General features: G+C 66.3%; 18 protein-coding genes and 1 riboswitch. Of the genes, 16 read left to right on the top strand and 2 right to left on the bottom strand.

What is annotated here, in order from left to right:
* Positions 1-103 precede the first annotated feature (103 nt).
* Complete coding sequence (locus LC039_RS21815) at positions 104-1,903, top strand: NAD(P)/FAD-dependent oxidoreductase (protein WP_226628247.1); 1,800 nt, start codon at positions 104-106, stop codon at positions 1,901-1,903.
* Positions 1,904-2,199: 296 nt separating this feature from the next.
* Here LC039_RS21815 and LC039_RS21820 read toward each other — a convergent pair whose 3' ends face one another.
* Positions 2,200-3,003: a DeoR/GlpR family DNA-binding transcription regulator gene (locus LC039_RS21820; protein WP_226628248.1), complete on the bottom strand. Its 804-nt coding sequence runs from the start codon at positions 3,001-3,003 to the stop codon at positions 2,200-2,202.
* A gap of 252 nt (positions 3,004-3,255) precedes the next feature.
* Here LC039_RS21820 and LC039_RS21825 point away from each other — a divergent pair, with 252 nt between their 5' ends.
* The 11 genes from LC039_RS21825 to pqqE all read left to right on the top strand — a co-directional run bounded on the left by LC039_RS21825 (position 3,256) and on the right by pqqE (position 13,114).
* Entirely contained in the window at positions 3,256-4,320 is a 1,065-nt protein-coding gene (locus LC039_RS21825; RefSeq protein WP_226628249.1) for an extracellular solute-binding protein, read from the top strand.
* Positions 4,321-4,406: 86 nt separating this feature from the next.
* Entirely contained in the window at positions 4,407-5,219 is an 813-nt protein-coding gene (locus LC039_RS21830) for an alkaline phosphatase family protein (RefSeq protein WP_226628250.1), read from the top strand.
* Positions 5,213-6,022, top strand: a complete 810-nt coding sequence (locus LC039_RS21835; protein ID WP_226628251.1) for an ABC transporter permease — start codon at positions 5,213-5,215, stop codon at positions 6,020-6,022. The genes LC039_RS21830 and LC039_RS21835 overlap by 7 nt, the downstream gene beginning before the upstream one ends.
* Complete coding sequence (locus LC039_RS21840) at positions 6,019-6,807, top strand: ABC transporter permease (RefSeq protein WP_226628253.1); 789 nt, start codon at positions 6,019-6,021, stop codon at positions 6,805-6,807. Before LC039_RS21835 ends, LC039_RS21840 begins: the two co-directional genes overlap by 4 nt.
* Positions 6,808-6,811: 4 nt before the next feature.
* The gene (locus LC039_RS21845; protein WP_226628254.1) at positions 6,812-7,828 is read left to right on the top strand and encodes an ABC transporter ATP-binding protein; all 1,017 of its coding nucleotides are present in this window, start codon (positions 6,812-6,814) and stop codon (positions 7,826-7,828) included.
* Positions 7,829-8,365: 537 nt separating this feature from the next.
* Complete coding sequence (locus tag LC039_RS21850; protein WP_226628256.1) at positions 8,366-9,550, top strand: acyltransferase family protein; 1,185 nt, start codon at positions 8,366-8,368, stop codon at positions 9,548-9,550.
* Positions 9,551-9,888: 338 nt separating this feature from the next.
* Positions 9,889-9,981 carry a pyrroloquinoline quinone precursor peptide PqqA gene (gene pqqA, locus LC039_RS21855; RefSeq protein ID WP_007802657.1) on the top strand — a complete coding sequence of 31 codons (93 nt, stop codon included), beginning with the start codon at positions 9,889-9,891 and terminating at the stop codon, positions 9,979-9,981.
* A gap of 22 nt (positions 9,982-10,003) precedes the next feature.
* On the top strand, positions 10,004-10,903 hold the full coding sequence (pqqB, locus tag LC039_RS21860; RefSeq protein WP_226628257.1) for a pyrroloquinoline quinone biosynthesis protein PqqB: 900 nt from the start codon (positions 10,004-10,006) through the stop codon (positions 10,901-10,903).
* Complete coding sequence (gene pqqC / locus LC039_RS21865; RefSeq protein WP_226628259.1) at positions 10,900-11,658, top strand: pyrroloquinoline-quinone synthase PqqC; 759 nt, start codon at positions 10,900-10,902, stop codon at positions 11,656-11,658. The genes pqqB and pqqC overlap by 4 nt, the downstream gene beginning before the upstream one ends.
* Positions 11,658-11,933, top strand: a complete 276-nt coding sequence (pqqD, locus tag LC039_RS21870; protein ID WP_226628260.1) for a pyrroloquinoline quinone biosynthesis peptide chaperone PqqD — start codon at positions 11,658-11,660, stop codon at positions 11,931-11,933. Before pqqC ends, pqqD begins: the two co-directional genes overlap by 1 nt.
* Before the next feature lie 71 nt (positions 11,934-12,004).
* Positions 12,005-13,114, top strand: a complete 1,110-nt coding sequence (gene pqqE / locus LC039_RS21875) for a pyrroloquinoline quinone biosynthesis protein PqqE (RefSeq protein ID WP_226628262.1) — start codon at positions 12,005-12,007, stop codon at positions 13,112-13,114.
* A gap of 197 nt (positions 13,115-13,311) precedes the next feature.
* On the opposite strand, the gene LC039_RS21880 is transcribed toward pqqE, so the two are convergent.
* The gene (locus LC039_RS21880; RefSeq protein WP_226628263.1) at positions 13,312-13,815 is read right to left on the bottom strand and encodes a MarR family winged helix-turn-helix transcriptional regulator; all 504 of its coding nucleotides are present in this window, start codon (positions 13,813-13,815) and stop codon (positions 13,312-13,314) included.
* 146 nt (positions 13,816-13,961) lie between these two features.
* Between LC039_RS21880 and LC039_RS21885 the strand changes: the two genes are divergently transcribed.
* The 4 genes from LC039_RS21885 to LC039_RS21900 all read left to right on the top strand — a co-directional run bounded on the left by LC039_RS21885 (position 13,962) and on the right by LC039_RS21900 (position 18,238).
* Positions 13,962-15,119 carry a M20 aminoacylase family protein gene (locus LC039_RS21885; protein WP_226628264.1) on the top strand — a complete coding sequence of 386 codons (1,158 nt, stop codon included), beginning with the start codon at positions 13,962-13,964 and terminating at the stop codon, positions 15,117-15,119.
* A gap of 54 nt (positions 15,120-15,173) precedes the next feature.
* Complete coding sequence (locus LC039_RS21890; RefSeq protein ID WP_226628265.1) at positions 15,174-15,911, top strand: DUF5058 family protein; 738 nt, start codon at positions 15,174-15,176, stop codon at positions 15,909-15,911.
* Positions 15,912-15,938: 27 nt separating this feature from the next.
* Positions 15,939-16,646 carry a hypothetical protein gene (locus tag LC039_RS21895; protein ID WP_226628266.1) on the top strand — a complete coding sequence of 236 codons (708 nt, stop codon included), beginning with the start codon at positions 15,939-15,941 and terminating at the stop codon, positions 16,644-16,646.
* Positions 16,647-16,839: 193 nt separating this feature from the next.
* Positions 16,840-16,935, top strand: a riboswitch (glycine riboswitch).
* 43 nt (positions 16,936-16,978) lie between these two features.
* Complete coding sequence (locus LC039_RS21900) at positions 16,979-18,238, top strand: D-amino acid dehydrogenase (RefSeq protein ID WP_226628267.1); 1,260 nt, start codon at positions 16,979-16,981, stop codon at positions 18,236-18,238.
* The last annotated feature ends 31 nt before the right edge of the window (positions 18,239-18,269 follow it).

An 18,269-nucleotide genomic window follows, 5' to 3' on the forward strand; every position in this document is an offset into this window, starting at 1 on the left:
CGCAGCACCTACTTTTCGGCGCACCGCCCTCACCCGTTGATGGATTCGCCGCGCCTGAGCTCGCGATACTCCCTGCAGATCAACGCGCAGAGGAGGAGACGCGATGCTCGATTCAACAGTGGTCAGCCGCACGCAAGAGGTGCTCGACAGGCTCAACGCCGCGCTGGAGGGAGGCGATGCGACGGCCGCGGCGGAACTGTTCGCCACCGACAGCTACTGGCGCGACCTGATATCGGTAAGCTGGAACGTGAAAACCGTGGAGGGGCCGGGCGGGGTTGCGGACATGCTCGGCGCGCAGCTCGCCCGGACCCGCCCCCGCAATTTCCAAATCCAGCAAGGCGAGGTGCCCTCCGAGGAGGGTGGTGTCATCACCGCCTGGATCACCTTCGAGACCGAGGCCGGGCGCGGATGGGGGCTCCTGCGGCTGAAGGACGACCGTATCTGGACGCTGCTCACCGCGCTGCAGGAGCTCAAGGGTTTCGAGGAGCACCGGGGCACCCGCCGGCCAATGGGCGCCGAGCACGGCGCGCAGAAGAACCGCACAAGCTGGAAGGAGCGGCGCGAGGCGGAGGAGGCCACGCTCGGCTACGACACCCAGCCCTACACGGTGATCGTCGGCGGCGGCCAGGGCGGAATCGCGCTCGGCGCGCGGCTGCGGCAGCTCGGCGTGCCGACCATCGTGCTCGACAAACACGACCGTCCCGGCGACCAGTGGCGCAGCCGGTACAAGTCGCTCTGCCTGCACGACCCGATCTGGTACGACCACCTGCCCTACATCAAGTTCCCCGACAACTGGCCGATCTTCACCCCCAAGGACAAGGTCGGTGACTGGCTCGAGATGTACACCAAGGTCATGGAGATCAACTACTGGACCCGCTCCGCGGTCGAGAAGGCCAGCTTCGACGAGGCCTCGGCGACCTGGACCGTAGAGGTCGACCGCGACGGCGAGAAGGTTGTGCTGAAGCCGACGCAGCTGGTGCTCGCCACCGGCATGTCGGGCAAGCCGAACCTGCCGCAGTTCCCGGGTATGGACAGCTTCAAAGGCACCATCCAGCACTCTTCGCAGCACGACGGCCCGGATGCCTGGAGCGGCAAGAAGGTGGTCGTGGTGGGCTCGAACAACTCCGCCCATGACATCTGCGCTGCGCTCTGGGAGGCGGATGCCGATGTGACGATGGTTCAGCGCTCGTCGACGCATATCGTGCGCTCGGACACGCTGATGGAAATCGGGCTCGGCGCGCTCTACTCGGAAGAGGCACTGGCGAACGGCGTGACCACCGAGAAGGCCGACATGATCTTCGCCTCCCTGCCCTACAAGATCATGCACGAGTTCCAGATCCCGCTCTACGACCAGATGCGCGAACGCGATGCCGACTTCTATGCCGGGTTGGAAAAAGCCGGGTTCGATCTCGACTGGGGCGACGACGGCTCGGGGCTGTTCATGAAGTACCTGCGTCGCGGCTCGGGCTATTACATCGACGTCGGCGCCAGCCAGTTGATCATCGACGGCGAGGTGAAGCTGGTGAAGGGGCAGGTCGACCACTTCGACGAGACCGCGGTGGTGCTGTCGGACGGCACGCGGCTCGAGGCCGATCTGGTGGTCATGGCCACTGGATACGGCTCGATGAACGGATGGGCCGCGGATCTCATCAGCCAGGAGGTCGCCGACAAGGTGGGCAAGGTCTGGGGGCTCGGGTCCGACACCACCAAGGATCCCGGTCCCTGGGAGGGCGAGCAACGCAACATGTGGAAGCCGACCCAGCAGGAAAACCTGTGGTTCCACGGCGGCAACCTGCACCAGTCGCGGCACTATTCCCTCTACCTTGCCCTGCAACTGAAGGCCCGGATGGAGGGCTTGGACACCCCCATCTACGGCCTGCAGGAGGTGCATCACCTGGCGTGATGCATTTCGCGCCCGGCTCCCTCCCGGGCCGGGCGCAATCCCTAGCAAGGTTTGGATAAAGCCCATGAAAGCAGTACGTTGGTACGGCGTGAAGCATATCCGCCCCGAGGATGTGCCCGAACCCGTCCCGGGCCTGGCGAGTTGAAGGTGAAGGGCGCCTGGACCGGAATCTGCGGCAGCTAACTGCACGAGTACCTTGCCGGTCCGATCTTCGTGCCGATGGGTGAGGACCATCCGCCAGCCTCTCCTGGGGCTTCGCCCGCGACGTCCTACGCCACGCGCCGGGGCGCCATCCGCTACCTCGTGCAGACCGTGCCGGCAGGTGCCCTGGGCTCCGGTCCTGCGGTCAGCACTCGCAGACACTCCGGACATGGTCCACCGAGCCGATCTGCAATGTCATCTTGATCGCTGATCAACGTGTTCACGCTCCCCAGACCGCAGACCCGCGCGCGACTTTGTCGACCGAGTTTGGCGGCGTGGGCAAGGGCGATGGTGTGTCCCGCATGTTCGACCATCGCCCGGGCGACCAAAGCCTCGTCCATCGAATAGTTGGTCAGCCCGGCGGCGGCATCCACCGCGACCGGGGCGATGATCGCAAAATCTAGGTGATAGCGCCGGATGGCCTCTACCGTGAGCGCGCCGTAAGTGCCCTGCCGGTCCTTGTCGAGCTCGCCGCCCAGAAGCGTGACGCGGTGCGCGCAGGTGAGCGTACGCGCGATCGGCAGCGAGTTGGTCACGATGGTCAGGTCGGTGCGGTCTAGCAGCGCCTTGGCGAGGATAGCCGTCGTGCTCCCCGCGTCGATGAAGCAATGGCTCCGCTGCGGAAGCAGTGCCACGGCGCGTTCGGCAATCCGCTGCTTGGCCTCCGCCGCCTCCATCAGGCGCACGCCGAAGTTGGGTTCGGGTTGCGGCTCGGCCGCGCCCGGACGTACGGCGCCGCCATGGCAACGGCGCAGCAGCCCGCGCGCCTGAAGTTCCGACAGATCGCGCCGCGCTGTCTCGCGCGAGACGCCGGTCTGCGCAACGATCTGCGCGATCCCGATCGCGCCCTCGCGGTCGAGGTGGTCAAGGATCATCCGGTGCCGGGCGTCATGCCACATGTCTCACTCCTCCTGCGCTCCCGGAGATAATGCGCGACTTGCCACAGTTTGCCACATGAAAATCCACCGCGTCATCGAAGCTTCATCAAAGGTTTGGATTGCTGACATGGTTCTTGCGCTAACAGGCGCCTGCAGATGCGCCTGAACGACGGCAAAGGCACAAGAACACACAGGCACCATGCCCCAGCAACGTCTGCCCCAAAATGCCACATGCCGAGACCTCCCGATCGGCACATATCCAAGGACCGACCCATGACTCGCGTTTTCGCGTTCGCCGCCCCGCTGCTCGTCGCGGCCACCTCCCTCTCGGCCCAGAGCTACCCCACCGCAGACACCTCGCCCGAGATCGCCGACCTGATCGCCGCCGCCAAGCAAGAAGGCGCCGTCAGCTCTGTCGGCATGCCCGACAGCTGGGCCAACTGGAAGGACAGCTGGGCGCAGATCACCGAGCACTACGGTCTCGGGCATTTCGACCGTGACATGAGCTCGGCGCAGGAACTCGCGGTCTTCGAAAACGAAGGCACCAACGGCACCGCCGACATCGGCGACGTGGGCGTCGAGTTCGGCCCGATCGCCGTCAGCCGCGATCTTGTGCAGCCCTACAAGCCCACCACATGGGAGCAGATCCCGGCCTGGGCCAAAGACGCCGACGGCATGTGGGCAATGCCCTACACCGGGACAATGGCCTTCGTCATCTCCAGCGACATCGAGACCCCGCCGTCGAGCTGGGCCGACCTGCTGGAAGGCGACTACGCCATCTCGTTGAACGCCGTCGGCTCGGGCGCGCAGGACAATGCCGCCGTGCTGGCCGCCGCGATCGCCTTCGGCGGCGACGAGACCGACCTGATGCCGGGCGTCGAGTTCTTTGCCAAGCTGGCCGAACAGGGCCGCATCCGTGCCAACGCCGCCAACCCTGCCACCATGGAACAGGGCGAGATCGAGGTCGCGCCGCTGTGGGACTTCAACGCGCTGAACTACGCCGCCACCGTCGGCGGGGACCGCTACACCGTGATCATCCCTTCGGACGGCTCGGTCACCTCGGGCTATGCCAGCGTGATCAACAAGAACGCGCCGCACCCGAACGCCGCGAAGCTGGCGCGCGAGTACATCTTCTCGGATCAGGGTCAGATCAACCTCGCCAACGGCTACGCCCGTCCGATCCGCATCGACCACATCGAACTGCCGGAAGAGACCGCCGCCCGCGTGCTGCCCTCCGAGCAGTACGAAAGCGCCAAGCCGATCGACGCCCAGACCTGGCAGGAGAACGCACCGCGGCTCGGCCAGCTGTGGCAGGAATACGTGCTCTCCGCGATGTAATTTCCGGGCAGACACAGCCCTGCGTGCCCCGCCTCGCGGCGGGGCACCTCAGTCTTGACCGCTCCGACTTCACGAAAGCCCACCCCATGACCGAGCCCGCACCCCGCGTGATCCTCATCGTGCTCGACAGCCTGCGCCACAGCACCGCCCGCGACACCCTCGGCTGGCTCGAAGGACAGGTCCGCGCCGACCGCGCCCATTGCGCCGCCATAGATGCCGAACTTCCGGCGCAGTCGCGCCCCCTTTACGAGACCATTCTCACCGGCCGCACCCCCGCCGAGCACGGCGTGGCGAGCAACGCCATCGTCCGCCGCTCGACGGGCGACAATCTCTTTGCCCGCGTGCGTGCCGCGGGACGCCGCAGCGCCGCTGCCGCCTATCACTGGGTGAGCGAGCTCTACGTCTCGGCCCCTTTCGATCCGCTCACCGACCGGCTGCTGCTTGATGGCAGCGGAGATATCACCGACGGGCTCTTCTACTGGGACGATGCCTATCCCGACGCGCATCTCTTTTCCGACGCCCACGCGCTGATCACCCGCAGCGCGCCGGATTTTCTTCTGCTGCACCCGATGAATGTCGATGATGCCGGGCACAAGGCGGGCGGCAGCTCCAAGCTCTACCGCGACGCCGCCCGCGCGCAAGGCGACCTGCTGGCCCGTTTCGCGCCGCTCTGGCAGGCGCTCGGCTACACGGTGATCGTCACCGCCGATCACGGCATGTCGGACGACGGCAACCATTCCGGCCCCGCCCCCGACGAGGCCCAGGTGCCGCTTTACACGCTCGGCTTCCGCGCCGAGCCCGCGCCCCTGCAGACCGAATTGGCGGGCCTGTGCTGCCGCCTGATGCAGATCGAACCCGGCGCGCTGCGTCCCTACGACGGCGAAATCACCCGATGCTGAGCCGCCGCCTCTACGTGCTTCCGTTCCTCGCCCTGCTGGCACTGATCGTGGTCTGGCCGCTGTCGACCGTCGTCGTCGGATCGTTCAAACCCGGCGCGCCGCTGGAGCACTACGCCTACATCCTTGGAAGTCGCTTCTATCTCAAGGCCTTCTCGGTCACGCTGAAACTCTCGCTGCTGACCACCGCGCTGGGGCTGGCGATCGCTGTGCTGCCGGCCATCGCGCTGCGCGCCCGCTCGCGCCGCCTGTCGGATCTGGCCCTGACCATCGGCAACATCGGCGCGAACTTCGCCGGGGTCCCCTCGGTCTTGGCCTTCATGATCCTGCTCGGGTCCAACGGCATCGTCACCAAACTCCTGCGCGAGGCCGGGCTGATGGAGGGCTTCGACCTTTACAGCTGGTCCGGGCTGGTTCTCACCTATCTGTTCTTTCAGGTCTCGATCGGTACCGTTCTGGTCCTCCCGGTGATCACTGCGATCCCGCGCGACATCGAAGAGGCCGCGGACCTCCTGGGACAGGGCGGCGCGCGCTTCTGGGCCTCGGTCGGCCTGCCGGTGGTCTGGCGGCAGTTGCTGTCGGTCGCAACGCTGCTTTTCGCCAACGCCATGGGCACCTATGCGACCGCATATACGCTGATGGGGACCAGCGCGCAGATCGTCACCGTGCGCATCGGCGAGCTGGTCGCAGGCGACGTCTTTGCCGATCCCGGCCTCGCCAACGCGCTGTCGATCTGCCTGCTGGTGGTGCTGATCGCGCCGATCCTCCTGGCGCAACTTCTCACCGCGAAAGGGACGAAGGCATGAGCAGACATCTCTCTGGCAGTTTCCTCTTCTTGTTGGCCGGCCTCTTCGCCCTGCCCTTCCTCGCCATTGCCCTCAGCGCCGTCGCGACCGACTGGAGCGACGCGCTGCTGCCGCGGCACATCGGCCTGGACGTGATCACTTCGGTGCTCGGCGATCCGCGCTTTCAGGCTTCGGTGCTGCGGTCACTGGCCATCTCCTTTACGGCACTTGCGCTCTCACTGGCGCTTATCGTGCCCGCCATCGTCGCCGCGCATGTCTACTGGCCCGCGCTCGACCGCTGGTTCGCGCGGCTGGTGGTGCTGCCCTACGCTGTGCCCGCCGTGGTGCTGGTGGTCGGCTACCTGCGGGTGTTCTCGCAGCCTCCCGTGCAGATCAACGGCACGCCGACCCTTTTGGCACTGGCCTATGTGCCGCTGTGCTTCCCGATGCTCTACGTCAACGTCAAGAACGCGTTGCAAGGGCTTGCCGTGCGGGACTGGCTCGACGCCGGACGCCTCGTCGGCGCGACCGACGAGAGGGTGCTTCTGTGCGTGGTCCTGCCGATGATCGCCCCCGCCATCGGGCTGGCCTGCGTGCTCAACCTCGGCATCCTGATGGGCGAGTTCGTCTACGCCAACCTGCTGGTAGGCGGTCGCTTCGAAACGCTGCAGATCTACATGTTCGCGCAGCGCAGCGAAAGCGGTTCGGTCACCTCCGTCATCATTCTCGCCTATTTCCTGACATTGCTGCTGCTGACGGCTCTCGCCATCTGGCTGAGCGCGCGCGGCGGCACCGACAAGCGCTGACCCCATGAATTCACAATCCTCCCCCACACCCCGCAATTTTCTCGACATCGACCGCGTCACCGCCGCCTATGGCGAGACGCAGGTGCTGCACGGCGTCTCTCTGGATGTCTCCGAGGGCGAAATGCACGTGCTGCTCGGCCCTTCGGGCTGCGGCAAGACCACGCTGCTGCGCGCCATCTCCGGACTGCAGCCGATCAGCGGCGGCACCATGACGCTTGGCGGCACCCGGATCGACGACAAGGCCCCTGACAAGCGCGGGCTGGCCATGGTGTTCCAGCACTACGCGCTCTTCCCGAACATGAGCGTGCGCGGAAACCTCGCCTTCGGCCTGCGCGGCAAGGGGCTATCGCGGCCGCAGATCGACGAAAGGGTCGAGCGCATGCTGCACACGGTCGATCTGACCGCCCGCGCCGATGCCCGCCCCGCAGCCCTCTCGGGTGGCCAGCGCCAGCGCGTCGCGCTGGCACGTGCGCTGGTGGTCGAGCCGCGCCTGCTGCTGCTCGACGAGCCGCTATCGGCGCTCGACGCGCAGATCCGCAAGCGTCTGCAGCTCGAACTGAAGCGCCTGCAGCGCGCCGCCGGGCTTACCGCCATCCTTGTCACCCACGATCAGGACGAGGCGATGCGCCTCGGCGACCGGATCACCCTGATGGACGCCGGCCACATCGCGCAGACCAGCACCCCTGCAGAAATCCACGCCCGGCCCGCGAACCGTTTCGTCGCGCGGTTCTTCGGCGAGGCCAATATTCTGCCTGCCGACTGGTTTGTCCCCGGCCTTGGCGGACACGCGGTTGTGCACCCCACCGCCCTCATGCCCGCGCCTGACGCCTCTGCCACGGTGTTCACCGCCGATGTCATCGATACGGAGCATCTTGGCGCCTTGCGCAGGGTGAACTGCCGCGCTTCCGGAGAAGAGATCAGGTTCGATTTCTTGCCTGCCAGCACGCCGCTGGACATCACTCCGGGGACGCGTATCGCCTTCGGTGTGCGAGGCGATGCCATTCACTACGTTGACGGTTAGGCCCCTGGGGCGATCTGAGCCGGCCCCATTGCAGTGGTCCACCCACGAGCGTGAAATCCGGTAGGGTTTCGGCGAGCAGGAGGACTACGGAAAGGCTGGAAAGCCAGAGAAGCCGGAAGACAGTGTCCTCAAACTGCAGACTCTCGCTATCAATGAGGGACCGGTAGCGGGCAGGCCAATCACCACCCATAGCACCAGGACCCGGTGCCGCTTTATGCGGCATCTGTGTAAGACCGCCGCGACTTCCAAGCGATGAGATCAGATGTGGGTCGTGTGAAAGCGAAGATTTTGCTTAACTCGAGCCAGAGATTTGAGAAGCGGTTTTTTGATTTAAGGTATTGCCATGAGGTCATATTCGTTCGTGCCTCCTCAATTTCGGCGCGGGATCGGTGCATCGGGTCCTGCTTCGCGGTCGCGGGGAATTCGGCCCCGGTGGTGCCGCGCCGCCAGCAGGTCTGACCGTACGGGACGCAAGCCAGAATTCGTCTCGCGCAGCCTCTGCGTGTCGAAGGTCGCGGCTTGCGGCGCCTTCGCGACATGACGGTCACTCCTGCGCGCGGCCCGGCGGGGGGCAACCATATTGCAGGGTTCGACGGGATGCGTGCCATCTCAGTCGCCCTCGTGATTGCGACACATTCGGGGGTCCTGCGCTGGCTCGAAGGTGCCGGCGTTCTGAACGACGTAACGCTGACGGCATTCCAGGGATACACCGGGGTTCAGGTCTTCTTCGTTCTGTCGGGCTTCATCATCACATACCTGATGATCCGGGAGCAGCGGGCGACGGGCCGGGTGCGGCTGAAGGCGTTCTTCATCCGAAGGGCCCTGCGGATCCTGCCGCTCTACTATCTGGCACTTGCGGTGACGATCATGGCGTCACTCTGGATCAGTCCCATCGTCTCGCAGGAGTCGGTCCTGTTCGCCGCGACCTTCACGACCAACTTCATTCCGCGGGCGTGGTACTCGACAAGCCTGGGGCACACCTGGTCGCTTGCGGTGGAGGAGCATTTCTATCTCATCTGGCCGCTCGCGGTCATCCTTCTGGCGAGGTACCGGTGGGACAGGCTTCTGCTCTGGCTGCTAGGGGCCTGCGCCGGGCTGACCGTGCTCGGCGCCCTTCTCCTGAGCAGCACATATCTCGTCGAGCATTTCAGAGTATTGGGCTGGACGCCGATCTCCGGCATCCACATCGCCATGGGCTGCGCCGCGGCCATCTTCTCGACCGGGCCGCAATACGCGACGGCGCGCAGCAGGCTTCTTTCCCCCTCGCGGGCCGCGTGGGTCCCGGTGATCCTCTTTGTCCTGAGCCTCTTTCTGCAGCAAGCCAGCGAACTCGCAGGGACTCTCCTACGCACCGTCGCCATTGCCCATTTCGTGAGCTGGGTTTTCATGCACCAGTCGAGCCGCGTCGTGCGGATGCTGAGCCACCCTGTGCTCGTCTATCTCGGAACGATCTCCTACGGCCTCTACATCTGGCAGGGGTTCTTCCTGTCGACAGGGCCGTATCGGGCCTCGGGCCAAGCCTGGCCGCCGTCCCCGCAAGTGGGCGTTCTTCTTGTGCTGCTGGTGGCGCCGCTGTCGTACCACCTCTTCGAAAAGCCGATCTTGTCGCTGAAAGCACGCCTCGTCTCCGGTTCCCGGACTGGCGAGCGCACGGCTGGCCATAATGCATCCGGGACAACCACCACCTCGGCCAGAGATGCAATCGACGCCCTGCCGAGGTAGGTTCTTGGTGCACGCGGATGCGCCGACGTTTCTGTCGTCTCGGTGCTCCGCTGGCAGCCACGATAAACCGGGCCAACGAGCCTGAAGCGTTCGGCAAAACCATACCGTGGAAATTGTGGCAGACCCTTTGTTGGACGCCGCCGATGTCGGCTTCGAGATCGCCCTTGGCAAGCAGAGCAGCTTCATCCTCGAAGACGCCCCTCCAACCTGCTGAGCAAACAACGAAAATCATCGGGCACCGACTTTCGTCTATGGTGTTCTTAGAACATAAGAGTCGCCCCAAGCCGCGCTGCCCCGCACACTCCACCCATCGCAACTCGCGAAAGGAGGAGACATTCATGGCCTGGAACAAACCCGTGATCCGCGAAATCGAGTGCGGCATGGAAATCAACATGTACGGACCCGAGCACGACGACGGGGTGCTGTTCTGAACAGCCGCGCGCGGAGAACGTGATGCAACAGATCCGCGCGCGAATTCTCGGCGCCGCAGCCGGGGGCGGGCTGCCCCAGTGGAACTGCGGCTGCGAGAACTGCCGGATGGCCCGTGCAGGCGACATTCCCGCCCAGACCCAAAGCTCGCTGGCCGTCTCGGCGAACGGCACGGATTGGGCGATCCTCAACGCCTCGCCGGACATCCGCGCGCAGTTCGCCGCAACCCCCGAGCTGCACCCCACCGGGCTGCGCGAGATGCCGCTGCGCTCGGTGCTTCTGACCAATGGCGACATCGACCACGTCGCGGGTCTGCTGACCCTGCGGGAGATGCAGCCCTTCACGCTTTTCGCCACCCCCGGCATCCACGAGGTGATCGCCGGGAACCCAATCTTCGCGGCGCTGGACTGCGCCGTGGTGCCGCGCGCGCCGCTGGCGCTGGAAGAGCCCGCCGAGATCGTCCCCGGCCTCACCGCCACGCTCTTCGCCGTGCCCGGCAAGGTGCCGCTCTACATGGAGGGGGGCGAGGTCGTGACCGATCTCGTCGGCGAGCAGACCGTGGGCGTCGAGCTGCGCGCAGGCAGCGTCCGCGCCTACTACATCCCCGGCTGCGCCCGGCTCGACGAGGCCCTGCGCGCGCGGCTGACCGGTGCCGCGCTGGTGTTTTTCGATGGCACACTCTGGCGCGACAACGAGATGATCGCCGCCGGGCTCGGGCAGAAGACCGGTCGCCGCATGGGCCACATGTCGATGAGCGGCTCGGCGGGATCGATCGCCGCCTTCGACGGGCTCGAATTGGGCCGCAAGGTCTTTGTCCATATGAACAACACCAACCCGGTGCTGCGCCCCGGCGCCCCCGAGCGGGCCGAAGCCGAAGCGGCGGGCTGGACCATAGGCCAGGATGGCATGGAGCTGATCGCATGACCGACGTACTCTCCCGCGCAGATTTCGAGGCCCGCCTCCGCCGCATCGGCGCCGAGCGCTACCACGATCTGCACCCGTTCCATCATCGGCTGCACGGCGGCGCCTGCACCCCCGACGAGGTGCGTGCCTGGGTGATCAACCGCTACTACTACCAGCATTCGATCCCGATGAAGGACGCCGCCTTCATGTCGCGCGTCGAAGAGCCGGACCTGCGCCGCGCCTGGCGCTCGCGCATAGAGGATCACGACGGCACCGAGACCAACGAGGGCGGCATCCGCCGCTGGCTGCGGCTGGCCGAGGCGGTTGGTCTTGATCGCGATTACGTCGCCTCCTGCGAGGGCGTGCTGCCCGCCACCCGCTTCGCCGTCGACGCCTACGTCCGCTTCGTGCGGGACAAGACCCTGCTCGAGGCCGTCGCCGCCTCGCTCACGGAGCTTTTCGCGCCGAAGATCCACGCGTCCCGCATCGAGGGGCTGCTGCAGAACTACGCCTTCGCCGACGACGCGGCGCTGAGCTACTTCCGCAACCGGCTCAAGGAAGCGCCGAAGGATGTTGCTTTCGGCCTCGCCTGGGTGCTGGGCCATGCCGACACCGCGGAAAAGCAGGACCAGGCCGCCCGCGCCCTGATCTTCAAGACCGACGTGCTCTGGTCCCAACTCGACGCGCTCTGGGGCGCCTATGTGGCGCCCGCCCGCATCCCGCCCGGCGCCTGGCGACCCGGAGAGGGGCTGGCCCCCGGAGCCGAGGCCGCCTGATGGATCCCGCCGCCATCCCCACCCTGCCCCGCGGCGTCCGCCTGCACCGCGACCGGGTGCGCGAGCAATGGGTGCTGCTCGCCCCCGAGCGCGCGGTCACCCTCGACCCCATCGCCCACGCCATCCTGTCGGAGGTCGATGGCACTCGCAGCCTCGCCGAGATCACCGAGGCCCTCGCCGCCCGCTACGCGGCCCCGCCCGAGCAGATCGCCGCCGACGCCGCCGGTTTCCTGCAGGCGCTGCACGCCCGGCGCTTCCTCGACCTCTCCGCCTGACCCTTCTTCTCTTTTCAAATACGCCCGGCCCGGCGCCGACCACGGGCCACACCGCTGATCAAAGGCCCGCCATGACAAAGCCCAAGCCCCCCATCGCGATGCTCGCCGAGCTGACCCACCGCTGCCCGCTCTCCTGCCCCTATTGCTCCAACCCGCTCGAGCTGACCCGGCAGGAGGCGGAGCTCTCCACCGACGACTGGTCCCGCGTCTTCCGCGAGGCGGCCGATCTGGGTGTGCTGCAGCTCCACCTCTCAGGGGGCGAGCCCGCGGCGCGGCGCGATCTGGAAGACCTCGTGCGTGCCGCCTGCGATGCCGGGCTCTACACCAACCTCATCACCTCGGGCATCGGCCTGACGGAACGTCGGTTGCGCGCGCTCGACGAGGCCGGGCTCGACCACATCCAGCTCAGCCTGCAGGGCACGACGCCCGAGATGGCCGACGAGATCGGTGGCTACCGCGGCGGCTTTGCCCGCAAGCTGCAGGTCGCCGAGTGGATCGGGCGGATCGGCTTTCCTCTGACCCTCAACGCGGTGCTGCACCGGCGCAACCTGCACCAGCTTCCCCGCGCGCTGGAAATGGCGCTCGAAATGGGCGCGCGGCGCATCGAGGTGGCGACCGTGCAGTTTCACGGCTGGGCGCTGAAGAACCGCGATGCGCTGATGCCGACCAAGGCGCAGGCCGAGGAGGCGACCCGTCTGGTCGCCGAAGCGCGGACCCGGCTCAAGGGGCAGCTTGTGATCGACTACGTGCCCGCCGACTATCATTCGGACTACCCCAAACGCTGCATGGGCGGCTGGGGCTCGACCGGGCTCAACGTCGCGCCCGACGGCACGGTGCTGCCCTGCCACGCGGCGCAGACCATTCCCCACCTACGTTTCGACAGCGTCCGCGAATTGCCGCTCGCGGAAATCTGGTACGAGGGCGCCGCCTTCGACGCCTATCGCGGAACGGAATGGATGCAGGAGCCCTGCGCCAGCTGCGAACGCAAGACAGTGGATTTCGGCGGATGCCGCTGTCAGGCCATGGCACTGGCGCACGATCCGGCGGCCACCGACCCGGTCTGCATCAAGTCCCCGCGGCATGTGGACCTGCAGGCCCGCGCCGCCGCCCATGCCGCCGCCGCGGCGCCGCTGAGCTATCGCAGCGCCCCCGGAAAGCCGGTGCCCACACCCGCCGAATAGGCCGGGGATACAGTAGTTCATGGACCTGCCTCGCTCTTGTGGCGCGCCTTTGGCTCTCCTTCCGCGCCGTCCGCCCGAAAGCGTTGGGGCTCAGATCGCCAAATGATGGGTGTGCATGCCCCGCCCAAGACCACGCTGCTCACTTGGCTCTCTGTCCATCCCGGTGCATCCCGGGCGAAAGAAGAACCTCTCGCTAATCAATCCTGCGCCGAAACTGCCCCCGAAAGAGCCTCTCGCGTGAGCTCATCGAAACGGTCGCTGTCGACCCAATCCGCCAGGATGTTCAGTGTCTCGAGAAAGCTTTGCACCTGCGCGTCTTCGAGCGGGGCAAATAGAACTTCCAGCCCGCGCTCGGAGAGCGCGTCGGCCTTGCGCCGGGCCTCGCGGCCGTGCTCCAGCGTATAGAGCTCGAAGCGCCGCGCATCGTGCTCCGAGTTGCGCCGCTCCACGAAGCCTTCTCGCACGAGCTGCTGGATCATCCGCGAGACGTGGCTGCGCTCAAGACCGGCGGCCTTCACGATCTCGGCGAAGGTGATGCCTGGCTGATCGTCGATTAGCCTCAGCACGCGGATGGCGCGAATCTCCAGCCCGCAGGCATCCACGAAACCCTGATGCCCGGCCTCATTGGCCGCGTTCGACAGGGCGTGCATCTGGAAGACCGGGTTGCCCTTCTTGAATCCTTGTGACCAACCACGCGCCATTTAGACCTCTTTCAGCACATAAAATAGGCGCAGACTGCAACAATCTGCGTATGAGACCAATTCAACCACACGAAAATGCTTTGCACAATTATCTCGCGCTGCAACTATCTACCCATGCAACTTATCAAAGGTCATTCGCAATGGGCATGATTGAAGACATTGAAGCGCAGAAGCACGAGTTCGTGGCCTGGCGCCACGCGCTGCACGAAAACCCCGGCATCGGTTTCGAAGAGACCTTTGCCGCCGATATGGTCGCGCAGAAGCTGAACGAGTTCGGCTTCGACGAGGTCCATACCGGCGTCGGCAGGACCGGCATCGTCGGTGTGCTGCAGGGCAAGCGTCCGTCGAACCGGGCAATCGGCCTGCGCGCCGACATGGATGCGCTTCCGATCACCGAAGAGACCGGCAAGGCCTATGCCTCGAAAACCCCCGGCGTGATGCACGCCTGCGGCCACGACGGCCACACGGCCACACTGCTCGCCTCGGCCTGGCACCTGTCGCGGAGCCGGGACTTCGCCGGGACGGTCTACTTCATCTTCCAGCCGGCCGAGGAAGGCCTCGGCGGCGCGCTGGCAATGATCGAGGACGGGCTGCTCGAGCGTTTCCCCTGCGATCGCGTCTACGCCTATCACAACATGCCCGGCTTCGATCTCGGGCACATCTACACCCGCCACGGCACGATGGCGGCGGGCTGCACCTTCTTCACCATCCGCGTGCAGGGCACGGGCGGCCACGCCGCGATGCCCTCGAAGACCATCGACACGACGCAGATCGCCAGCAACATCGTGATGACCGCGCAGAGCATCGTGGCGCGCAACGTCGACGCCAACGAGACCGGGGTGGTCTCCTTCACCGATGTCTACGCCGGTACCAACAGCCACAACGTCATCCCCGACAAGGCGACGCTGAAGGGCTGCCTACGCTACTACGACAAGGCCATCGGGGAGCAGATGAAGACCCGCCTGCAGGACATCGCGCTCGGCGTGGCCGCGACCTACGGCGGCAGCGCCGAGATCGAGTACGACGACAATTTCGTTCCCATGATCAACGCGCAGGAGCCCACCGACATGGCGCTCGAAGTCGCGCGGCAGCTTCTCGGCGACGACAAGGTCCACGCGGATTTCGGACCGATGCCCGGCAGCGAGGACTTCGCCTACATGACCGAGCACGCCCCCGGCAACTACATCTGCGTCGGCGCAGGTCCGGGGGCGAACCCGCACCACCCGAAGTACGATTTCAACGACGAGATCCTGACCACCGCCGCGAGCTATTTCTGCCGCCTGGTCGAGACCGAACTGGCCTGAGCCATCCCCCCTCGCGCCTCTCGTGCGAGGGGCGCCCAACTTTCGGAGTTCCCCATGGAAGACGTGTTATCCATCGCCAACGGGCCCGTTATGTGGCTCTTTTCCACCTGCATCGTCGCGGTCGTCGTCGTGCAGGCGTTTCTCTATCTGCGCATGACGCTCGCCTTTTCCGACCGGTACGAAATTCTCACGCCGGACGAGCGCACCACCGTCTACAAGACCGCCGCGATCAACTCGATCGGCCCGGCCATCGCCATCTTCTTTGTCGCCGTCTCGCTGATCGCCATGGTCGGCGGACCGGTCACGCTGATGCGGGTCGGGGTGATCGGCTCTGCGGTCTTCGAGTTCGTCGCCGCGGACTCCGGTGCCAAGGCGGTCGGCGCCCAGCTCGGCACCGACAGCTACACGCTGCAGGCCTTCACGACCTCGGTCTGGGTGATGACGCTTGGCGGCATGGGCTGGCTGCTCAGCACGTTCTTCCTGACCAAGAACCTCGGCAAGGCGCAGGACAGGCTCAACGCCACCAACCCGGCGCTGATCAAGGCCATGGCCACGGTCACCCCGGTCGCCATCTTCGCCACGCTGATCGCCAATACCGCGGTCGACAAGCAATGGCTGTCCAACGTCACCATCGCCAACGATGACCTCTCGGCCATCGCCGCCGGGGCCGTGGCCATGGTTGCGCTGAACGTCCTCGGCGCCCGCTGGGCCTGGCTGCGCGAATGGAGCGTCGGCCTCAGCCTCGTCGCCGGCATGACCGCCGGCTACTTCGCCGGCATCGCCACCGCCTGACCCGCACTCAGCAAGAGGACTCCCATCATGTCAGATACTTCCCTCGACACGTACTACGCTTCCCGCTTCGTGCCCCTTGCCCACCGGGTGGGCCGCGGCACCCTGCTTGTCGCCATGATCCTGTGCCTGGTGCCGCCGCTCTACCTGTCGCTGGTTCTGGGCGCCTACCCCGGCGTCGGTCCGGTGCTGAACGGCTTTCTGTCGATCGCCGCCTTCGTCGGCATCATGTGGCTGATCGAACCCGTCTCCTACTTCCCGATGCTCGGCGTCTGTGGCAGCTACATGAGCTTCCTGTCCGGCAACATCGGCAACATGCGGGTGCCGGTGGTGATCTCCTGCCAGACGGCCATCGCCGCGGAGACAGGCAGCAAGAAGGCCGAGGTCGCGGCGGTGATCGGCATTGCCGTCTCGGTGCTGGTGAACCTCGTGTTCCTGCTCGCCCTCGTGCTGGTCGGCAGCGCGCTGATCGACGTCATGCCGGCCGCGGTGGCCCTCGCGGTCAAGGAATACACCCTTCCGGCGCTCTACGGCGCGGTCTGCGTGATGTTCTTCAACAGCGCCCCGCGAAAGTTCGCGCTGACCGGCGTGGCGGTGGCCGCGGCGATCTTCCTGTCGCCCCTGCCCGAGATGTTCGGCACCACGGCAGCTGGCGTGCTCGCCCTGCTGACCAGCGTCGCCGTGACCTGGCGCCACCGTGCCCGCTTCGGCAGCCAGCAGCCCGCGGGCTCGAGCTGACCGTCAGGACCCACCGGGCCGGGCAACGGCGCCGGCGGGCCTCGGGCCCCGATCAAAGGGACCCCATGACACCGTCGCCGCCCCGCACCGGGGGCGCGTCAACATGGTCACCAAGGTTCGGACAGGAGAGACGGGGCCCGCCCCCGCGCCGACGGAGCAACGCCCCGGAAACTCTCAGGCCCAGGTACTGCCGAACCGACACTCTGGAGAGAGATGCTGCCGCATCCGCCGAAGGAGGAAGCCGCGCCGCCGCGGTGATGCTCTCAGGCAAAAGGACAGAGGGGGGATGCGCCGAGCATGGCGCATTCGAACCCATTGCCAGAGAGAAACGCATGAACTCCATTGCCGTCATCGGCGCCGGGATCACCGGCGTCACCACCGCCTACGAGCTGACGCAACGCGGCTTCGCGGTCACCGTCTACGACCGCAACCGCTATGCCGCCATGGACACCAGCTTTGCCAACGGCGGCCAGCTCTCGGCCTCCAACGCCGAGGTCTGGAACCATCCTGCCACCATCGCCAAAGGGCTGAAATGGCTTCTCAAACCGGATGCGCCCCTGTCGCTGAGCCTCGCCCCAAGCTGGCACAAGTACTCTTGGCTGGCCGAGTTCATCGGCAACATCCCGAGCTACCGCGCCAACACCATCGAGACCGCCCGTCTCGCCGTCGCCGCGCGCCAGCGGATGCGCGATATTGCGGTGGCGGAAAAAATCGCCTTCGACCGCGACGACCGGGGCATCCTGCATGTCTACGCCACCGCGCCCGAGATGGCCCACGCACGGCGGGTGTCGGAGCTGCTCGCCGCGGGCGGTGTCGAGCGGACCGAGCTCGATACCGACGGGATCTGGCGGCTGGAGCCGCGGTTGCAGGGTGATTTCGTCGGCGGTTTCCACACCCCGGGTGACGCAACCGGCGACATTCACCTCTTCACCACGGAACTCGCCGCGGCCTGCGCCCGGCAAGGCGCAGAGTTCCGCATGCAGAGCGAGATCCTGGGCTGCCGCAGGGGGGTCGCCGGCGTCGCGATCAGCTACCGCGATGCCGAGGGCGCGCTCCGCAAGGCCTCGCACGCCGCTGTCGTCGTCTGCGCGGGAGTGGGCAGCCGGGACCTCGCCCGCGGCCTTGGCGACCGGCTCAATATCTACCCGGTCAAGGGCTACTCGATCACCGTCAACCTGACCGACGACGCATCGCGCACCGCCGCGCCGGAGCTCAGCCTGCTCGACGACGCGGCCAAGATCGTCACCAGCCGGCTCGGACCGGATCGGTTCCGCGTCGCCGGCACCGCCGAGTTCGCCGGGGTGAACCGCGACATCCGGGCCTGCCGCATCCGGCCGCTGGTGGACTGGGTGAACCGCTGCTTCCCCGACGTTTCGACGCGGCAGATCGTGCCCTGGGCGGGGCTACGCCCGATGATGCCCTCGATGATGCCGAGGGTCGGGCCGGGCCGCCATGCGGGCGTCTTCTACAACACCGGACACGGCCACCTCGGCTGGACGCTCTCGGCGGCAACCGCAGAGCTTGTGGCGCAATCGGTGACCGCGCATTTCGGCACGCCCTTGGCACGCAGTCATCCCGCAAGAGCCGCATGATCCTGTCATGACCCCGGCGAACCTCGTCTGA

It is taken from the genome of Alloyangia pacifica (assembly GCF_020524285.1).
Classification (GTDB): domain Bacteria; phylum Pseudomonadota; class Alphaproteobacteria; order Rhodobacterales; family Rhodobacteraceae; genus Salipiger; species Salipiger pacificus_B.